Source organism: Arthrobacter sp. NPDC093139 (assembly GCF_044754165.1).
Classification (GTDB): Bacteria; Actinomycetota; Actinomycetes; order Actinomycetales; family Micrococcaceae; genus Arthrobacter.
Map to the genome: position 1 here is coordinate 29,840 of NZ_JBIVOO010000015.1, position 16,675 is coordinate 46,514.

At 63.0% G+C, this 16,675-nt stretch carries 14 protein-coding genes; 1 reads left to right on the forward strand and 13 read right to left on the reverse strand.

Going from position 1 to position 16,675, the window contains the following annotated elements:
* Positions 1-2 precede the first annotated feature (2 nt).
* From manD to ACIP90_RS18430, 10 genes are all read right to left on the reverse strand, one after another.
* Positions 3-1,220 (reverse strand): D-mannonate dehydratase ManD, encoded by a 1,218-nt coding sequence (gene manD / locus ACIP90_RS18385; RefSeq protein ID WP_400581022.1) that lies wholly within the window; start codon positions 1,218-1,220, stop codon positions 3-5.
* Positions 1,217-2,197 carry a 2-hydroxyacid dehydrogenase gene (locus ACIP90_RS18390; protein ID WP_400581023.1) on the reverse strand — a complete coding sequence of 327 codons (981 nt, stop codon included), beginning with the start codon at positions 2,195-2,197 and terminating at the stop codon, positions 1,217-1,219. Before ACIP90_RS18390 ends, manD begins: the two co-directional genes overlap by 4 nt.
* A 2-nt stretch (positions 2,198-2,199) precedes the next feature.
* On the reverse strand, positions 2,200-3,189 hold the full coding sequence (locus ACIP90_RS18395; protein ID WP_400581025.1) for a LacI family DNA-binding transcriptional regulator: 990 nt from the start codon (positions 3,187-3,189) through the stop codon (positions 2,200-2,202).
* A 777-nt stretch (positions 3,190-3,966) separates the two neighbouring features.
* Positions 3,967-4,218: a hypothetical protein gene (locus tag ACIP90_RS18400; protein WP_400581026.1), complete on the reverse strand. Its 252-nt coding sequence runs from the start codon at positions 4,216-4,218 to the stop codon at positions 3,967-3,969.
* Between the two features lie 11 nt (positions 4,219-4,229).
* A complete protein-coding gene (locus ACIP90_RS18405) occupies positions 4,230-5,117 on the reverse strand; it encodes a carbohydrate ABC transporter permease (protein ID WP_400581028.1) in 888 nt (295 codons plus the stop codon).
* Positions 5,114-6,091, reverse strand: coding sequence for a carbohydrate ABC transporter permease (locus ACIP90_RS18410; RefSeq protein ID WP_400581029.1), 978 nt, complete (start codon positions 6,089-6,091; stop codon positions 5,114-5,116). Before ACIP90_RS18410 ends, ACIP90_RS18405 begins: the two co-directional genes overlap by 4 nt.
* Before the next feature lie 7 nt (positions 6,092-6,098).
* Positions 6,099-7,382, reverse strand: a complete 1,284-nt coding sequence (locus tag ACIP90_RS18415) for an ABC transporter substrate-binding protein (protein WP_400581031.1) — start codon at positions 7,380-7,382, stop codon at positions 6,099-6,101.
* A 56-nt stretch (positions 7,383-7,438) separates the two neighbouring features.
* Entirely contained in the window at positions 7,439-9,130 is a 1,692-nt protein-coding gene (locus tag ACIP90_RS18420) for a glycoside hydrolase family 13 protein (RefSeq protein WP_400581033.1), read from the reverse strand.
* A 174-nt stretch (positions 9,131-9,304) separates the two neighbouring features.
* Positions 9,305-10,411: a LacI family DNA-binding transcriptional regulator gene (locus ACIP90_RS18425; RefSeq protein WP_400581035.1), complete on the reverse strand. Its 1,107-nt coding sequence runs from the start codon at positions 10,409-10,411 to the stop codon at positions 9,305-9,307.
* 443 nt (positions 10,412-10,854) lie between these two features.
* Positions 10,855-11,931, reverse strand: coding sequence for a TerC family protein (locus ACIP90_RS18430; protein ID WP_400581036.1), 1,077 nt, complete (start codon positions 11,929-11,931; stop codon positions 10,855-10,857).
* Between the two features lie 851 nt (positions 11,932-12,782).
* On the opposite strand from ACIP90_RS18430, the gene ACIP90_RS18435 reads away from it, so the two are divergent.
* Positions 12,783-13,517: a PIG-L deacetylase family protein gene (locus tag ACIP90_RS18435; RefSeq protein WP_400581037.1), complete on the forward strand. Its 735-nt coding sequence runs from the start codon at positions 12,783-12,785 to the stop codon at positions 13,515-13,517.
* Positions 13,518-13,840: 323 nt separating this feature from the next.
* Here ACIP90_RS18435 and ACIP90_RS18440 read toward each other — a convergent pair whose 3' ends face one another.
* The 3 genes from ACIP90_RS18440 to ACIP90_RS18450 all read right to left on the reverse strand — a co-directional run bounded on the left by ACIP90_RS18440 (position 13,841) and on the right by ACIP90_RS18450 (position 16,107).
* Positions 13,841-14,500, reverse strand: a complete 660-nt coding sequence (locus ACIP90_RS18440; RefSeq protein WP_400581038.1) for an NADPH-dependent FMN reductase — start codon at positions 14,498-14,500, stop codon at positions 13,841-13,843.
* A gap of 307 nt (positions 14,501-14,807) precedes the next feature.
* Positions 14,808-15,287, reverse strand: a complete 480-nt coding sequence (locus ACIP90_RS18445; protein ID WP_400581039.1) for a carboxymuconolactone decarboxylase family protein — start codon at positions 15,285-15,287, stop codon at positions 14,808-14,810.
* A 130-nt stretch (positions 15,288-15,417) separates the two neighbouring features.
* Positions 15,418-16,107: a TetR/AcrR family transcriptional regulator gene (locus ACIP90_RS18450; RefSeq protein WP_400581040.1), complete on the reverse strand. Its 690-nt coding sequence runs from the start codon at positions 16,105-16,107 to the stop codon at positions 15,418-15,420.
* Positions 16,108-16,675: the final 568 nt, after the last annotated feature.

Below are 16,675 nucleotides of genomic sequence, written 5' to 3' on the forward strand. Positions count from 1 at the left end.
TTTTACCAGTCCTTCATGGAGCCGTCGAGCTCACGGGCGATGGGCAGGTACGCCTGTTTGTAGGGGAACCGGGCTGCTGCGGCTTCATCCACCTGGACTCCGAGGCCGGGTTCTTCTCCGGGGTGGAGGTAGCCGTCCTCGAAGCGGAAACTGGACTGGAAGACTTCGGACACCACCGGGTCGTAGCCCATGTACTCCTGGATGGCGAAGTTGGTGGTCGCCAGCCCGAGGTGGAGGGATGCGGAGAGATTGATCGGGGAGACGTCCGAGGGACCGTGCGGGGCGCCCTTGATCTGGTAGACCTCAGCCAGCGCCAGGATCTTGCGGACGTGGGAGATGCCCCCGGCATGGACGACGGCTGTACGGATGAAATCGATGAGCCGTTCGGTGATGAGCAGTTCACAGTCCCAGATGGTGTTGAAGACTTCGCCGATGGCCAGGGGGATGGTGGTCTGCTGGCGCAGGGTGCGCAGCAGCCGCTGGTTTTCAGACGGCGTAACGTCTTCAAGCCAGAACAGGTCGACGTCTTCCAAGGACCTGGCGAGGCGGGCCGCTTCGGTGGGGTTGAGCCGGTGGTGGACGTCGTGGAGCAGCTTCAGTTCCGGGCCCACGTGCTCACGCACGGCAGCGAGAACCTTGGGTGCATGGCGCAGGTAGGCCGAGGTGTCCCAGTCTTCTTCAACTGGTCCGGCCCCGCGGCCGGCCGGTTCATAGCTCGCGGCGCCTTTGGTGACACCGTAAACCTTGTCCAGACCGGGGACACCGGACTGGGCCCGGACGGCACGGAAGCCCTGTTCGCGGCGCTGGTCCACGGAGTCCAGCAGCTGCGGGATGTCCCAGCCTGTGGCGTGGGTGTAGGTGAGGATCTTCTCGCGGGCCGCGCCGCCCAGGAGCTGGTAGACCGGCACGTCCAGGGCTTTGCCCTTGATATCCCACAGGGCGAGGTCAATGGCGCCTATCGCGGCCATGGTCACCGGCCCGCGACGCCAGTACGCGCCGCGGTAAAAGTAGTTCCAGGTGTCCTCGATCCGGTCCGCGTCCCGTCCGAGCAGGGCAGGGGCGAGGTGGTCGCGGAGATAGCTGGCGACGGAGAGTTCGCGGCCGTTAAGGGTCGCGTCTCCCCAGCCGACGATGCCGTCGTCGGTGGTGATTTTCAGGGTGACGAAATTACGGCTTGGGCTGGTGACAAGGACGTCGACGTCGACGATTTTCCGGCTCATCGGGAGATCACCACGTTCTTCAGGGCTTCGTTCCTGGACAGCCGGGTGATGTTCTCGGCGATTTCGAGGGCACGGCCGCGGAAGGTTTCGGCGGTGACGCCGGAGGAGTGCGGGGTCATGATGATGTTGTCGAGCCGGTCGAATGGCAGGGCGGATGGCACGCTCCGCCCGTCGGTACCGGGGTACTGGTACCAGACGTCGATCGCTGCCCCCGATATCCTGCGGTCCTTCAGGGCTTCGTAGAGCGCGGCTTCGTCAACGACAGGGCCGCGGGCCACATTGACGACCTGGCCCTTCGGGCCGAGGCTGTTCAGCTCCTCGGCGCCCACCAGCGCTGTTGTTTCGGCGGTGAGTGGGATGCTGACGAGGAGAATGTCGGATTCACTGAGCGCTTCGTTAAGGCGGACGGTGGTCCCGGCCCAGCGCAGACCGTTTTCCTTTGGGTCAACGCTGCCGCTGCGGGTGATGGCGATGCCTTCAGCCCCGAAGGCCTGGAGCAGTTTCCAAGCCGCGCTGCCGATATGGCCAAAGCCAAGGAACGTGACAACGGCTCCGCGGAGTGTTTCCGGCTGGGGGATGTCCTGTGAATACACGGAGGAGGCCCACACGCCGCTGCGAAGGGCCGCGTCCTGGCCAAGCAGGTTCCGGCGGAGTGCGACCAAAGCGGCGGCGATGTACTCGGCGATGGAGCCTTCATGGTGGAAGGTGTTGGCGCACACCGCGCCCGCTGGCAGGGCGTCGGCTTCGATGCCGTCGTAGCCTGCCCCGGCGACATGCACCAGGCGCACGTTAGGCGCTTGTGCACCCATCGCCTCGGTGAACTTGGGTCCCACGTAGACGTCGGCGTCTTTAAGATCGGTCAGGACCGAGTGTTCGTTCCAGCTGTCGTGCCAAGACGTGAGGGCACCGGCCGGGAGCGCCGCCTCCAGGGTCGCCCTTTGGGGCATCAGGTTGGGGTCTGCGATAACGATTCTCATGGTTACTTTCCTTGGAGGGCGTGGTCTGCGTTGCGTGCGGCGAAGGTGGAGCCGCGGACGATGAGTTGTGAGCTGAGGTGGACGGCCTCGGTAGTGGAGGGCTTTCCAGCGATTTGTTCGAGGAGGAGTTCGAGTGCGAGGGAACCGCTCCGGCCAATCGGAACGCGCACGGACGTCAGGCCCGGTTCCGCGGCTGCTGCGATGTCGAGGTCATCGATGCCCACGACACTGATGTCTTCGGGGCAGTGGTATCCGAGGGTCCGGGCCCCGGCGAGCATGCCGATCGCCACCAGGTCGTTGTAGGCGATCACTGCGGAGGCGCCGCTGGCGACGACCGACGCTGCAGCGGCAAGGCCGCCGTCGACCGTGGCATTCTGGTTACCAACGGTCACCAGCTCGATTCCCCAGTCGCCGCAGAAACGGCTGATCGCTGTAAGGCGCTGCCCATTCGCCCAGGACGAGACCGGACCGGGAATGTAGGCGAGTTTGCGGTGGCCGAGTGCATGAAGGTGTTCCACGGCCTGCCGGAGGCCTTCGCCGGCTTCCATCAGCACACGGGCCGCGTGGTCTGCCTCACCGTTGATCACCACAAGGGGTGTGTTGCCGGCGAGCTGCTGAATCTGGTCCGAAGGCAGGCGGGGCGAGCAGAGGATGATGCCGTCGACGCCTGTCGTGAACGACTCGAGATGGTCCCGTTCCCGCGTGGATGATTCAGAAGTGTCTGCCAGCACCATCCTGTGCCGTCCGTGCCATGCCTGGTCCTGAATGGACTTAATCAGTACCGCGAAGACGGCGTTGGAGATGTCAGGAACAACGACGCCGAAGGTCCGGCTCCCGGAGAGACCAGGCACGTCGTAGCCAAGCTGCACGGCAGCGTCAACCACTTTTTGACGCGTTTCGGCGGCTAGCCGGCCCGGATCGCTGAACGCCCTCGACGCCGTCGCCAGCGATACACCCGCGAGCTTTGCGACGTCCGTAAGTTTGGCCGGCATTGGTCCTCCAGTTGCTTCGTTGAAACCCTTCGTCACCAGTATGGAAACTGTTGTACAAGATTGTCAAGGATTTTCCATGATGCGCGTCACAATATTGTGCAAAGGGTCAACGTCGCTCTCTCTGACACGGGCAGTAAGAAGGAACGGCGCCGCCTGCCGGCCCTGCTCACGGCGGCACGTTCATTCCCTCGCGGTGAGAGCAATAAGCGGACCGAGCCGGGCAAGGGGTGCGCCAAGATCTTGACGCCGCGATTCTGAGGCTCAGCGCTGATGTAACTACCCCGCTACGCTGAATCTGGAGCTATCAGGCAGTCAGGGTCAGCCCCCAGGATGGTTGAAGGTAACTGGTTCAGAATGATCTATTCTTCCGTTGCTTAACAGGTGAAAACCCACCGAAAAATGACCTGGGCAGCCCTGTTCCGAGCACTCCCCCGGCAATTTTCGGCTCGCCGATAACCGGCCTTCCGTTAAGCTGGCGCGGCTCCAAACGCGGCATTACGCCTGCGTCAGTAGGGGAGGGATTCACGTCAGCTTGGCCTGACGGAGGTACTGGTACACCGTTTAACTGCTGATGCCGTATTCGCTGGCGAGGACAGGATTTGGGAGTTCCACTGGCTGCCCGCTGCACCAGCTCGGTCACCCGTTCGGGCGTGATACTTCCCAGCAATGGACCACAGCACAACCACGAAGAGTTCCGGACAGATAATTCTGGCCGGAACTCTTCGTTATTCATCTTCGTCGTCGCGGTCGGAATTTTCTCAGAGACTGTTCAGATACTTAGCTGCGCCGCGTAGCGGTCCGGGCGGGCAGCCGGCGGCGAACCCGCATCATGCCGTAGAGCGCCAGCAAGATGGCGAGCAGGCCGAGTGCCCAGCCGAGGGCGGGCTGGGCGGTCAGCTCCATCCAGACGGTGACCACCAGCACGACGGTCCAGAAGCCCAGGAATCCGATGATGATGTCGAAATCTTCCCCGGAGCGGGCCCGTCTGTGTTCGCTGCGGACCCGTCCGTGGTTCTGCTCCCCACCCACAGCCGAACCTGTCACTTGACGGCGCCGGCGGTGAGGCCGGCGACGATCTTGCGCTGGAACACGAGCACCAGGATCACCAGCGGAATGGTGACGATGGTGCCGGCTGCCATGATCGCCGTGTAGGGGATCTGCTGGGGCTGGGCCCCGGCAAAGTTCGCGATGGCCACGGTCACCGGCTGGGTGGCATCGCTGGAGAGCTGGCTGGCGATCAGGAACTCGTTCCAGGACGAGATGAACGCCAGGATGGCCGTGGTGAAGATGGCCGGAGCCGCCAGCGGCATGATGACCTTCCGGAAGGCCTGCCCCTGCGTGCAGCCGTCAACACGTGCCGACTCCTCGAGCTCCCACGGCATTTCGCGGAAGAAGGACGTCATCGTGTACACAGTCAGCGGCAACACGAACGAGATGTTCGGAATGATCAGCGCCTGGTAGGTGCCCATCCAGCCAATGTTGGTGAACAGCTGGAACAGCGGCGTGATCAGTGCGACGCCGGGGAACATGGAGGCGCCCAGGATAAAGCCCAGGACCAGGAACTTGAACCGGAAGTTCAGCCGGGCCAGGGCGTAGGCGGCGAAAACACCGATCAGCAGCGAGATGGCGGTAACCACCACGCCGATGAAGATGCTGTTCAGCAGCGCCTGGCCAAACCTGTTGCCGAAGGACGTGTCGAACGCCGTAACGAAGTTATCCAGCGTGACATGCGTGGGGAAGAAGGACGTGTCGTAGGTGAAGCCGACCTCCCGGAAGGCCACGACGACCATCCAGTACGCCGGTGCCAGGCACCAGACCAGGATCACTGCCGCACTGATGTACGTGCGGCCCTGCGCCCACTTCTCCTTGTTCTGAGAGGCGCGGCGGCCTCTGTCCTGCTCTGCCCGGAGGGCTGTCCCGGTGCTCATTTCTTCCCCTTACCGGTGGCGCCGCTTTGCTCCACAACGTTCGCCCCAAGGAAGCGGACAAAGATGAAAGCGACCAAAAAGATGATGATGAAGGTAATGGTGGACAACGCCGCCGCCGAGTTAAACCCTTGCCTGATCTGGTTGATGACAAGGATGGACAGCGTGGTGGTGTTGTTCGCACCGCCCGTGAGGATGTACGGAAGGTCGAACATGCGCAGTGCATCCAGCGTGCGGAAGAGGATTGCCACCATCAGCGCCGGCTTTACCAGCGGCAGGGTGATCATGCTGAACCGCTGCCAGGCGGTGGCTCCGTCCACTTTCGCTGCCTCATAGACTTCGGCCGGGATCATCTGCAGGCCTGCCAGGATCAGCAGCGCCATGAACGGAGTGGTCTTCCAGGTGTCCGCGATGATGACTGCCCATCTGGCCGGCCACTCGCTTCCGGTCCACAGGATGGAGGTGTTGAACAGTTTGTTGGCGATGCCCTGGAAGTCGAAAATGAACAGCCACAGCTGTGCCGTCACTGCGGTGGGGATGGCCCACGGGACGAGCACGGCGGCGCGGACGAGACTGCGGCCCTTGAAGGAGCGGGCCATGATCATGGCCATCCAAAAGCCAAGGATGGTCTCCAGGGTCACCGTGATGATGGTGAAGATGAAGGTGGTGCCGGTAGCGGACCAGAACTGGGCTCCCAAGGTTCCGGGAGGGCACGCAACGGTCCCGCCGCCGGCGGTGGCACACTGCTGCGCGATCCAGTTCACGTAGTTCTGGATGCCCGCAGGGCCACCGGCCGTGAAAAGCCCGGTGGCGGGGTCGAGCCCGGCGTCCTTCTGGAAGGACATCACGATGGCGCTGATGATCGGGTAAACGATCACCACGGCAAGCGCGATGATGGTCGGGGCCAGCAGCCAGGTGGCCCATTTGCCCTGGCTGAGGATCTTGTTGTCCTCACCCACGCCTACTTCGGTTGCCATGGCTGGACTACGATCCTGCACCGGCGGCTTCGATGGACGCCTGCATGTCAGACAGTGCCTGCTCCACCGGCTTGTCGCCCTTCAGCGCTGCGTAGGAATTCTCCTGGATGGCCTGCGTGACGGCCGGGTAGAACGGCGTGACAGGGCGCGGCACGGCGTTCTCGATGGAAGTCTTCAGGACCGGCAGGTACGGAAGCTTCTTCACGAGCGCGGCGTCGTCATACAGGCTGCTCAGCACCGGTGCGAGGGACCCCTGGGTGGCGTAGAACCGCTGGGTCTCCTCCGAAGTCATGAACTTCAGGAAATCCAGCGCGGTGGCCTTGTTCTCGGAGTAGACGCTGACGCCGAGGTTGTGTCCGCCCAGGGAGGATGCGCCGGGGCCGTCCTTACCGGGCAGTGCCGTCATGCCCAGGACGTTCTTGACCTTCGAGGACGCTTCAGTGGTGGCCAGGTTGTAGACGTACGGCCAATTGCGGTGGAACAGGAGGTTCCCTGACTGGAACGCCCGGCGGCTTTCCTCTTCCTGGTACGTGATGGCTTCCTTCGGGATGTTGCCGTTCTGGAATGCCTCCACGAGGTTTCCAAGGCCTTCCTTGGCCTCGGGGGTGTTCAGGCTCGGCTTGCCGTCCTTGTCCAGCACGGAGCCACCGGCCGAGTTGATGGCCTCCGAGGCGTTAACCGTCAGACCCTCATACTGCTTGAACTGGCCCGAGAAGCAGCCGATCTTGTTCTCATTGGCGATGGAGCACATCTGCATCATCTCGTCCCAGGTCTTGGGCGGGGTGGGAACGAGGTCCTTGCGGTAGTACAGGATGCCGCCATCGGAATGCTGCGGTGCGGTGTACAGGGTGTCGTTGTAGGAGGCCCCTGCAACGGTGGAGGGCAGGGTTCCGGCGGTGTCGATCGCCATCTTGTCCTTCAGCGGCTGCAGCCAGCCCTTGGCCGCAAACTCCGCGGTCCAGACCAGGTCGACTGACATCACGTCGTAGTCAGCGTCCTTGGCCTGGAAGTGCTGCACCAGATCATCGTGCTGCTGGTCAGCCTGGTCGGTCTGCTCCTTCAACGTGACCTTCTCGTCCGGGTGCGCGGCGTTCCACTTTTCGATCAGCGGACGGACCACGCCGGTGTTGTCCTTGCCCTGCACATACGTGATGGGACCACGGCCGTCCAGGTTGCTTGCGGCATCCCCACCACCGGCGGTGGTTCCGCTGCTCGTGTTTCCACCGCAGGCAGATAGCGCCAGCGCGCCTGCCATCATCAGTGCCGCCGTGGCGGTCATCTTAACTTTCATGACTACTCCTTTGTAAGTGAACCCGTGCCGGGACTCGGGTCGGTTGGTGGTGGGGATCAGATGATCCAGGCGGTGGTGTCGGCCGGAAGCTTTCCATCCGTCAGCGGACTGCTGCTGATAACGACGGTGCCGGCCGGCAGGTCGACGGGCTCAGTGCCGAAGTTGGTCACCGACTGCCATCCGTTGGGCCGGATGAAGTGCAGCACCGAATCATCAGTGTGGTTGAGCCATTTGAGTTGTTCTTCGGTCTGAAGGCTGCGGCGCAGCCGCAGTGCCTCACGGTAGAGCTCGAGGGTAGAGCCAGGGGTGCCGTCCTGCGCCTCGACGGCGTACCTGCTGAACCACTCCGGCTGCGGCAGGTGTGCTGCGGCATCACTGAATCCGAACGCGAGGCCTTCTGTGGTCCAGGGAAGCGGGACGCGGCAGCCGTCGCGGCCGATGTCAACGCCCGGATTGCGGAAGAACGAGGGGTCTTGGCGGTCGGAAGCCGGGATGTCCCCGACTTCCTGCAGCCCGAGCTCTTCACCCTGGTAGAGGTAGGCGGAGCCGGGCAGGGCGAACATCAGCAAGGATGCGGCGCGGGCACGACGCAGACCGACTTCGACGTCGACAGCAGACGGGGAACCACCATCCAGCAGCCACTCCTGGCCGTGGCGTCCGCCGTCAGAGGGGAGGCCGTAGCGGGTGGCGTGCCGGATGACGTCGTGGTTGGAGAAGACCCATGTTGAGGGGGCTCCGGTCGCTGCGGCCTCGGCCAGGTTTTTAGTGATGATGCTGTGGAACTGTCCTGCGTCAAAGTCGGCCTGCAGCAGGTCGAAGTTGAAGGCCTGACCGAGTCCTTCTGGGCTGGCGTAGCGGCCGCGCCGGACTGCATGGACCCACGCTTCGGCGACCGCTGTCCGGGGAGGGGCGTATTCGTTGAAGACCTTTCGCCACTCGGCGTAGATTTCGTGCACGTCGTCGCGGTCCCAGAACGGGTGCGAGCCGTCGACCAAGCCATCAATTCCGGTGCCTTCAACGGGCAGCTCGGCCTTGGAGGGCATGGGCTCAGAGAGGTCTTTGATCAGGGCGTGTGCGACGTCGATGCGGAAGCCGTCCACTCCGCGGTCTGACCAGAAGCGCAATGTCTTCAGGAAGTCCTCACGGACTTCGGGGTTGCCCCAGTTAAAGTCGGGCTGTTCCTTGGCGAACAGGTGCAGGTACCACTGCCCGGGAGTGCCGTCCGGCTCGGTGATACGCTCCCAGGCCGGACCGCCAAATTTGGAATCCCAGTCCGACGGCGGGAGCTCGCCGTTCTCCCCCAGCCCGTCACGGAAGATGTAGCGGTCCCGGGCAGCCGAGCCCTTCGGTGAGGCCAGGGCCTCCTTGAACCACTCGTGCCGGTCAGAGGAGTGATTGGGCACGATGTCCACGATCAGCTTGATGCCCGCCGCGCGCAGCGCGGCGGTCATCTTATCGAAGTCCGCCAGGCTGCCCAGCCTGGGGTCCACGTCGCGGTAGTCGTCCACGTCGTAGCCGCCGTCGGCCAGAGCAGACGGGTAGAACGGGCTCAGCCACACTGCATCAATCCCGAGTGACTTCAGATACGGGACCTTGGCCGTGATGCCCGCGATGTCGCCCAGGCCATCCCCGTTCGAGTCGGAGAAGCTGCGCGGGTAAATCTGGTACACGGCGGCCTGACGCCACCAGTTTGCCCCCGACAACACTTCATTGATGTCGTTATGGGTGGTTGAGGTTTTAGTGCTCAAGAGTTGCTTCCTGTCTGCTTTCCGGAAACCGGGGCATATGGTCGACTTACGCTTGCGCGAACCGGCCGACGCAGTCGTCGACGCGCTTCGTCGACGCGCGTCAATAACCGAGAATAGAAGATGCAGGGCAGGAGTGTCAACAGTCACACTGAGGACGGTGGGTGTGTAGGCCTTTTAGGAAGGGGCGACGGCCGTGCTGCCGCGTTCGATCAGTTCGGGAATGACGAGGGTATGAAAGGCCGAATAGTCTTCGCCGCGGAGGCGCCTGACGAGGTACTTCACTGCCAGACGGGCCAGATCGCTGTGGCTCGGGGACACACTCGTGAGTGCGGGCCTGGTCATCTGCGCGGCTCCCTCGCTGGCGTTCACCGCAACAATGGAAAGGTCCCGCGGGATTTTTATTCCCCGTTCCGCGGCGGCTGCCATGAGGCCAAGGGTCGCCGGTTCGTTGAGTTCAAGGAGCGCCGTCAGGCCGGGGGCGGTGGCCATGATGTTGTCAAAGGCGTCCCAGCCGGCCGGAAAAGTTGGCGATGCCGTGAAGACGTGCGCCCGGATGCCCAGTTTCTTTGCTGCGGCGAGGACCGCGTCCCGCGTTCTCACAACAGGCCCGTGGCCCGCGTCCAGGTCAGTCTGGTTCCGGGCGAGGAAACCAATTTCCGTATGTCCCAGGCGGGCGACGTGCTCCACCGCCATGGAGCCGCTTGCCTCAAAATCGGTGTCGACATAAGCCAGCTCATGCGGATCTGCAGTCCGGCCGATCGTGGTAAAAGGAATATCAGCTTCGAGCAGGAAATTCACACGCTCGTCGCTCGTCAGGACTTCCATCAGTACCACGCCCTCGACGAGGCCTTGATTGACGACCTTGCGCACCTCGTCGATTTCGCCGGCGCCGAAGGGCCAGAGGAGAAGGTGGTAGCCGTCTTCGCGGGCCTGCTCAGAAGCCCCCCTGATGTACTCGAATTCAGTGAGATTGAAGCCGATCTCGCTGAGCGGAAAGATCAATGCGATGATTCCTGTTCGTCTCCCGGCGAGTCCCTGAGCCAGAGCGTTCGGGGTGTAGTCCAGATCTTTCATCGCCGCGAGAATCCTCTCGCGCGTCTCGCCGGAAATCGGCCGGGTCCCGCTGAGCACATACGAGACTGTGCTTCGGGAGACGCCCGCGAGACGTGCAACATCCGCCATCGTCGCCACTTTCAAATTCCCCTCTTCGACCAAGCTCGCCCAACGGACCTTCACAAATGTGCCGGGGTTAGCCGCGCATCGACGCGCTTCGTCAATCATAGAGCGCCCACACGGATGCGGATTAAGGCTTTGCGCGGACTCTCCCTCCGCCTGCCGGCGCGACCGACGCGCGCGGACTCCTGCTTACGGGGCAGCTGTCCGGCTGGCACTCTCCAAGACCGCGCTGCAGGAACCTGACCGGGGCAATACTGATCTGATTGGCATCCGCCCAGGTTCACTTTGCGGTGAAGTCCGACGCCGGGTCGTACGCCTGCTGCGTGTGCTCGGTGGGCAGGGGTAACCCAGGAGTAGGCTTTGAGAAGCCCCTCTTTGGAGCATCCGACGGGCTATCTCGCCGACTGCAGCTTGCGAGACCGGGTGCATGCTATGAGGTTGCCTGAAGAGCATCTGTGCCCTACTGCGCCGAGGGGGCTGCGGAATGGATTAGGAGCAGCTACCCATCTGCTCCTTCCGGCCGCCCCTGTCGCAGCCTCGCGCCGCAACTACTTTGAGGCCCCCGCGGTGGCACTCGTGGTCCCGTCGGCGTGAGGTTCCGCGTTTCGGTCCTCCGCTGCGGTCACCCGCTCGCCGTCCACCAGGTGGCGGTCGTTCTTCTCCGCGTCGCCGCGGGTCTTGAGCACGCTCGCGATGGTGGCGACGGCGATGGTGACTCCGATGAACAGCAGCGAGAACCAGATGGGGATCTCGGGCACCCAGAGGAGCGGCTCGCCGCCGTTGATGAAGGACAGCTCGTTGACGTGCAGGGCGTGGAAGACGAGTTTCACGCCGATGAACGCGAGGATGACGGCGAGTCCCTGCGCGAGGTAGATCAGGCGTTCGAGCAGTCCGCCGATTAGGAAGAACAGCTGGCGCAGGCCCATCAGCGCGAAGGCGTTGGCCGTGAAGACGATGTACGCCTCGTTGGTCAGGCCGTAGATCGCGGGGATGGAATCGACTGCGAAGATGAGGTCCACGAAACCGATCGCGATGATGGTCAGCAGCATCGGTGTGACGAACCGCGTGCCGCCCTTCTTCACGGTGAGCTTGTCCTGGTGGTACTCGTCGGTCACGGGCAGAACCTGGCGCACGAGCCGCATGAACCTGCCGTCGGCTGGGTTGGAGTCATCGCTGCCAAACGCCTGCTTGTAGGCCAGGACGAGCAGCAGGGCGCCGAATATGTAGAAGATCCACGAGAAGTTCTCGATCAGTCCCGCGCCGATGGCGATGAACCCGCCGCGAAGGATCAGGGCGATGCTGATGCCGATCATCAGCACCTTCTGCTGGTACATCTTCGGTACCGCGAAGCTGACCATCACGATGAGGAAGACGAAGAGGTTGTCGATCGACAAGGCCTTCTCGGTGAGGTAGCCCGCGAAATACTCGCCGCCGAACGTCCAGCCCGAGACCACGCCGATGCCGACACCGAATAGCAGCGCGAGGCCGATGTAGAAGGCGGACCAGCGTGCCGATTCGGCAGTGGTCGGTTCGTGGGGCTTGCGCACGTGCGCGAAGAACTCGTAGACGAAGAAGAGGATCGTCACGGCAATGGTGATCAACCAGATCAGGGGTGTGACCTGCATGAGGGATGCTCCAAAGGGTAGGCGTCGGACATAGGCGCCAAGGTCTCCTCCGCCCGGACATAACCGGAACCGACGACCCGGGATGCACTGCTGCATCCGTAGTGACGGGTCAGTCGCAGACGGGAGTACTCCCCTTGATTCGAGAATCCTAACGCACCGCACCCACGCTATCCACCACCCGCCCGCCACTGTCTCGCCCACTTCAACGATCCCTCGGGCGCCATCCCTTAGAACACCGATAACGGACGTTTCGTCACAACGGGAAAGCCCCTCCTGACGCCCGCTTTTGGAGTTGGAATATGACAAAAGAAAGTGTGGGCATTGTCCACACTTCGGGCTTCGGACTGGGTTGTACTGGTGCAGGATTGACTCGGATTGCTTTGTTTTCGCAAGCTCCCAGGGTTTGCAAGGGCAGGAATGCAGTTCGAGTCCCACCTCGGGCACGTTTTCCCATGTCAGGGGCCCTTTTGGGCCTCTGACTGTGTACAAAACTCGTTTTATGTTGGCCCCACGGGCCATCTGTGGGTGACTGTTTCTGTGGCCTAATGCCTCTTTCCTTAAGCGGGCGATATTTTCTGGGTTGATACTCCTTCATGGCGGGGCCTGGTCGGAGCGACATGACATGGTTGGACTGGGGAGCGGTCTGCGCCGGCTTGTTCTCTGTTCCTTTTCTCATGACTGTTCAAGGTGCTGTCCCGGGCGCTACTGCATGACTACAGGGGCGACCTCCGCCCTTCTCGTCCTGGGTACGATGGGTAGGCGGCAGTTGGACCTAGGGATGAGCCGGTGTCCGGCGCGGTGTTCTGGTTTGGCCCTGATGCCCACATCGTTTGTTCAGTAGGCTGAGTATCATGACGGAAACGGACCGGCTCGAGCCCTTGCCCGACGACAACGTCCGGCGCGTTCTGTGCGTGGTCGCCCATCCTGACGATATGGAGTACGGTACGTCCGCTGCCGTGGCCCACTGGACGCGCAAGGGGGTCGAGGTCGCGTACTTGCTGCTGACCAGCGGCGAGGCCGGGATGCAGCGCCCGCCCTCCGAGGCAGGTCCGCTGCGGGCCGATGAGCAACGTGCCGCCTGCGAGGTTGTCGGCGTCCGGGACCTGACGATCCTCGATTATCCTGACGGTGTCCTGGAGCCGACGCTGGAGTTGCGCCGCGACATTGCACGCGTGATCCGCCGGTTCAAGCCAGACGCAGTCGTCACCGTGTCTTGGGACATCGAAGTTCCCTGGGGGCTCAACCAGGCCGATCACCGAGTGGCCGGACTGGCCACGGTCGACGCAGTGGCCGCCGCTGGCAACGCCTGGATCTTCCCGGAAGTGGCTGAGGACGAGGGGCTGCCGCCGTGGGGTGCCACTTGGCTGCTGGTCTCCGGAACAGCACAGCCGACCCACGCCGTCGAGGTCACCGACGAGGATGTCGCTGCTTCCGTTGCCTCGCTGGAGTCCCACCGGGCCTACCTCGCCGACCTACCCGACCATCCCGCACCCGCCGACTTCATCCCGGACATGTTGCACAGCGCTGGACCGAGACTCGGCGCCGCCGCCGCCGTTCCGTTGCGGGCCCACCGGCTTAGGAACTGAGGAGACAGACGGCCGTGCACAGGGGAGCGGGCTGCACCGGTTACTCCAACTGGTGGGCGGGTGTAGTTTCGTGTGACCTCGCTGCCCAAGAAGGCGCTGCCACCGACGTTAAACTCATGATAGGCAGCGCCTTCCTCTGTGACGGACGAGAGGTTCATCGAGACTCCTGCACACCGCGGCATCTCAGCAAGATCACCTAACGCCAGCTGCCAATGCAGCTGCTCTGATCACAACCGTCGCCGAAGAGCTAGGTGCCGAATCCCCAAAAGCGCTGATCCCGACACACACAGCGGGCAGGCTACCGAGAAGGAGCGAGTCCCACGTCAGGAGTGCTGCCTTTCCAAGGCTCTGGATTCTTTGAACAGGCGGGTGACCAGGAACGCTCCAGCCGCTTGTGCCGGGGCATGGGGCCGTTGCCGGAACAGGACACACATTGCCGTCCTGTTATCCGGCCGGGTTGTGGTGGAGCGGTTATTGCCTGGACGCTGGGCAGGGGCTACCTGCAGGGGCGTACCGGCGCCTTCTGCCTGCACCGCCCCTACAGCGCAGTAGCTGGGCGGTGCGTTCAGTTGCGGGGCGTCCAGGAAGCTCAGCACTGCCCGCATCGAGGACTGCATCACAGCCGTGCCGATATTTCCCGGCGAAGCTCCGATGATGCCGGTGGGCTTGCGTGCGAACGAATTAGTGCCCCAGGGCCGGGATTCCCAGTCGATGGCGTTCTTTAGGGCGCCGGGAATGGACCGGTTGTACTCGGGGGAGACAAACAGGATCCCTTCGGCGGCTGCGATCCCTTCCTGGAGGGCCTGGCCCTCGGGTGGGAAGTCGGCGTCGTAGTCCTGACTGTAAAGGGGAAGGTCCCCTATCGGAATCTCGGTGAACTCGAGTTTTTCAGGAGCGAGCCTGATCAGGGCATGGGAGAGGGTGCGGTTGATGGACGCCTTGGCGAGGCTGCCGACAAAGTACCCGATTTTGTACGTAGCCATAACAGTGTTCCTTCCCGATACGCAGCTGGCCGCCCCTGACTACTCCGGGGGCGGTGCACAGACGGTGGTCACCATCCGGGCCCAGTCCAGCACGGATCAGCCCAGGCACCAGAGCCCTAAAAAGGAAGCTGGAAATCCAGATGACGCTTCTGCCCGGATCCGCCAGGACTCTCACGCTGGCCACGCGTCAGTCGACGGACTTGGGTGGGTTGCGGGTCAAGTAGCCACAACAGGTTCCTTGGTTCCAATAGGCTCTCCGGATCAGGCCTCGGAGCCCTGCTAAGCGGCATACCTATTGAAGCGGAGCTCAGCGTTGCGGTGTTGGTGCGACTTTATAGGAGCTGCTGATGGCGATGCGGTTGAAGGTGTTGATGGACATTGCCACCCAGGTGATGGCTGACGTCTGGCCCGGGGTCAGGTGTTCTGCGGCGGCTTCGTACAGGTGCCGGTTGTCGTGGGAGTCCTGGATCAGGGTGAGGTATTCGGCCAGGGCCAGGGCGGAGCGTTCCTGCTCATCGAAGTACCGCGTCTCCCGCCAGGCTGGCAGGACGCTGAGCCGTTCCTGGCTTTCTCCTTTGGCGAGGGAGTCGGCGGTGTGGATGCGCAGGCAGTAGGCGCAGCCGTTGATTTGGGAGACCCGGATTTTGACCAGTTCGATCAGCAGCGGGGAGAGGCCCTCGGCCAGGGCGGCCTGGTCAGCCATGGCGGCCATGGTCGTGATGGTTCCGTACAGCTCGGGGTGCCTGCTGCCAACGTTGGTCCGTGGCGCCGTCGTGATGGTGGTCATGGCTTCATTCCTTCTCCTGGTTCCTCTGCGCTCGTTCCGGCGCTGGTTCAACTATCGAACCGCCGCCATGCCCGGGAGTAATGAATGGAACGAAGTGGCACCAAACGTTCCACCGGTGCCTGGGGTGGCGTCAGGAGGATTTCTGCGGTTCCAGATAGGAAGGAGTTGCGCAGCCCAGCATGACGCACCCGTTCAGGTGGCGCAGGAAGGGGGCGTCGATGGCTTCCCCAGTCGCGACGAGGCGGTGATAGATCGCCCCGTACATCGCGTCGACCACAACCTCCAGGTCCGCATCCTTGCGGATCTGCCCGCGGCGCTGCCCCTGCTGGAGAATGGCCAGGAAGCCCTGCCGGCGCTCCCGCAAAAGAGTGCGCCGGTACAGGCGGGAAAATTCCTCGTTGCGGATGGCTTCGGCCAGAAGGTTCGCGACGGTCGAGGCGGTTTCGCCGTCGTCGAGGCATCTTGTCAGCGCCACAAGATAGGAGTGCAAGTCACGCCGGACGTCCCCGGTATCCTCGACGTGCGTCAGCAGATTGGTTTTGTAGGTGAACGCCTGCAGTACCAGGATCTGCCGCGAGGGCCAGTGACGGTACAGGGTTGACTTGCTCACCCCCGATGCCCTTGCAATGGCATCAATGGTCACCTCGTCGTAGCTGAGGCGGTCGACCAGCCCGCTTGCGGCCTCCAATACTTGCAGGCGGACCTCGGATTCGCGGGAGGCCACCACGGGGTGAGCCGGATCAGCAGCCCTCCGATGCGCATGTGTGTGCTCCCTCCGCGCCGGTTGCGGATTTCCGGGGGAGTTGTCTGCAGCGCCCATAAAACTCCTTGAGACGTCTTTCATTCACTGCCTAAAACAATGAGTCCCCGTCCTGGAGCGTTGTCGACCGCCTTGGGCACCAAGTCAATTCCCGGACGCACTCCGTGTCACTGCTGCCGTCCAGCATGGACCTGAATGGCCGCCCGCACAAGCCTGGTTTTGCCCTGCGAGCAGGGGAGAAGCCCCTGCCGTACTTTCCATTCATTCCTTCGGCATGCCTTGACCATAACGGGCGCTGCGTGGAGTGTGCCCGGCTGACACGCAGGTCCGCGGCTCAGTGCCCCATGCGGCGTTTGCAGCCAGGACAGCAGACCGGGCGCCCCGAACCCGAGCCGCAGGCCGTAGTCGAATTCATCCAGAGGTTCGGCCAGGCGCAGCGTCGGCCTTGCAGAATGGACGTGCCCGAGCCCGAATCGCCACGGCTTCTAGATAGGCTGTCGGCAGCCGAACTCGCGCGGCTGAGGTAAGAGCCGGCTGATCCTGCCCGCACCGCACTCAATGCCTACTGCGTGGGGAAGACGAACTGCTCAAAATTCAGCCTGAAGGAGCCGACCGTGCCGCTCTTGCC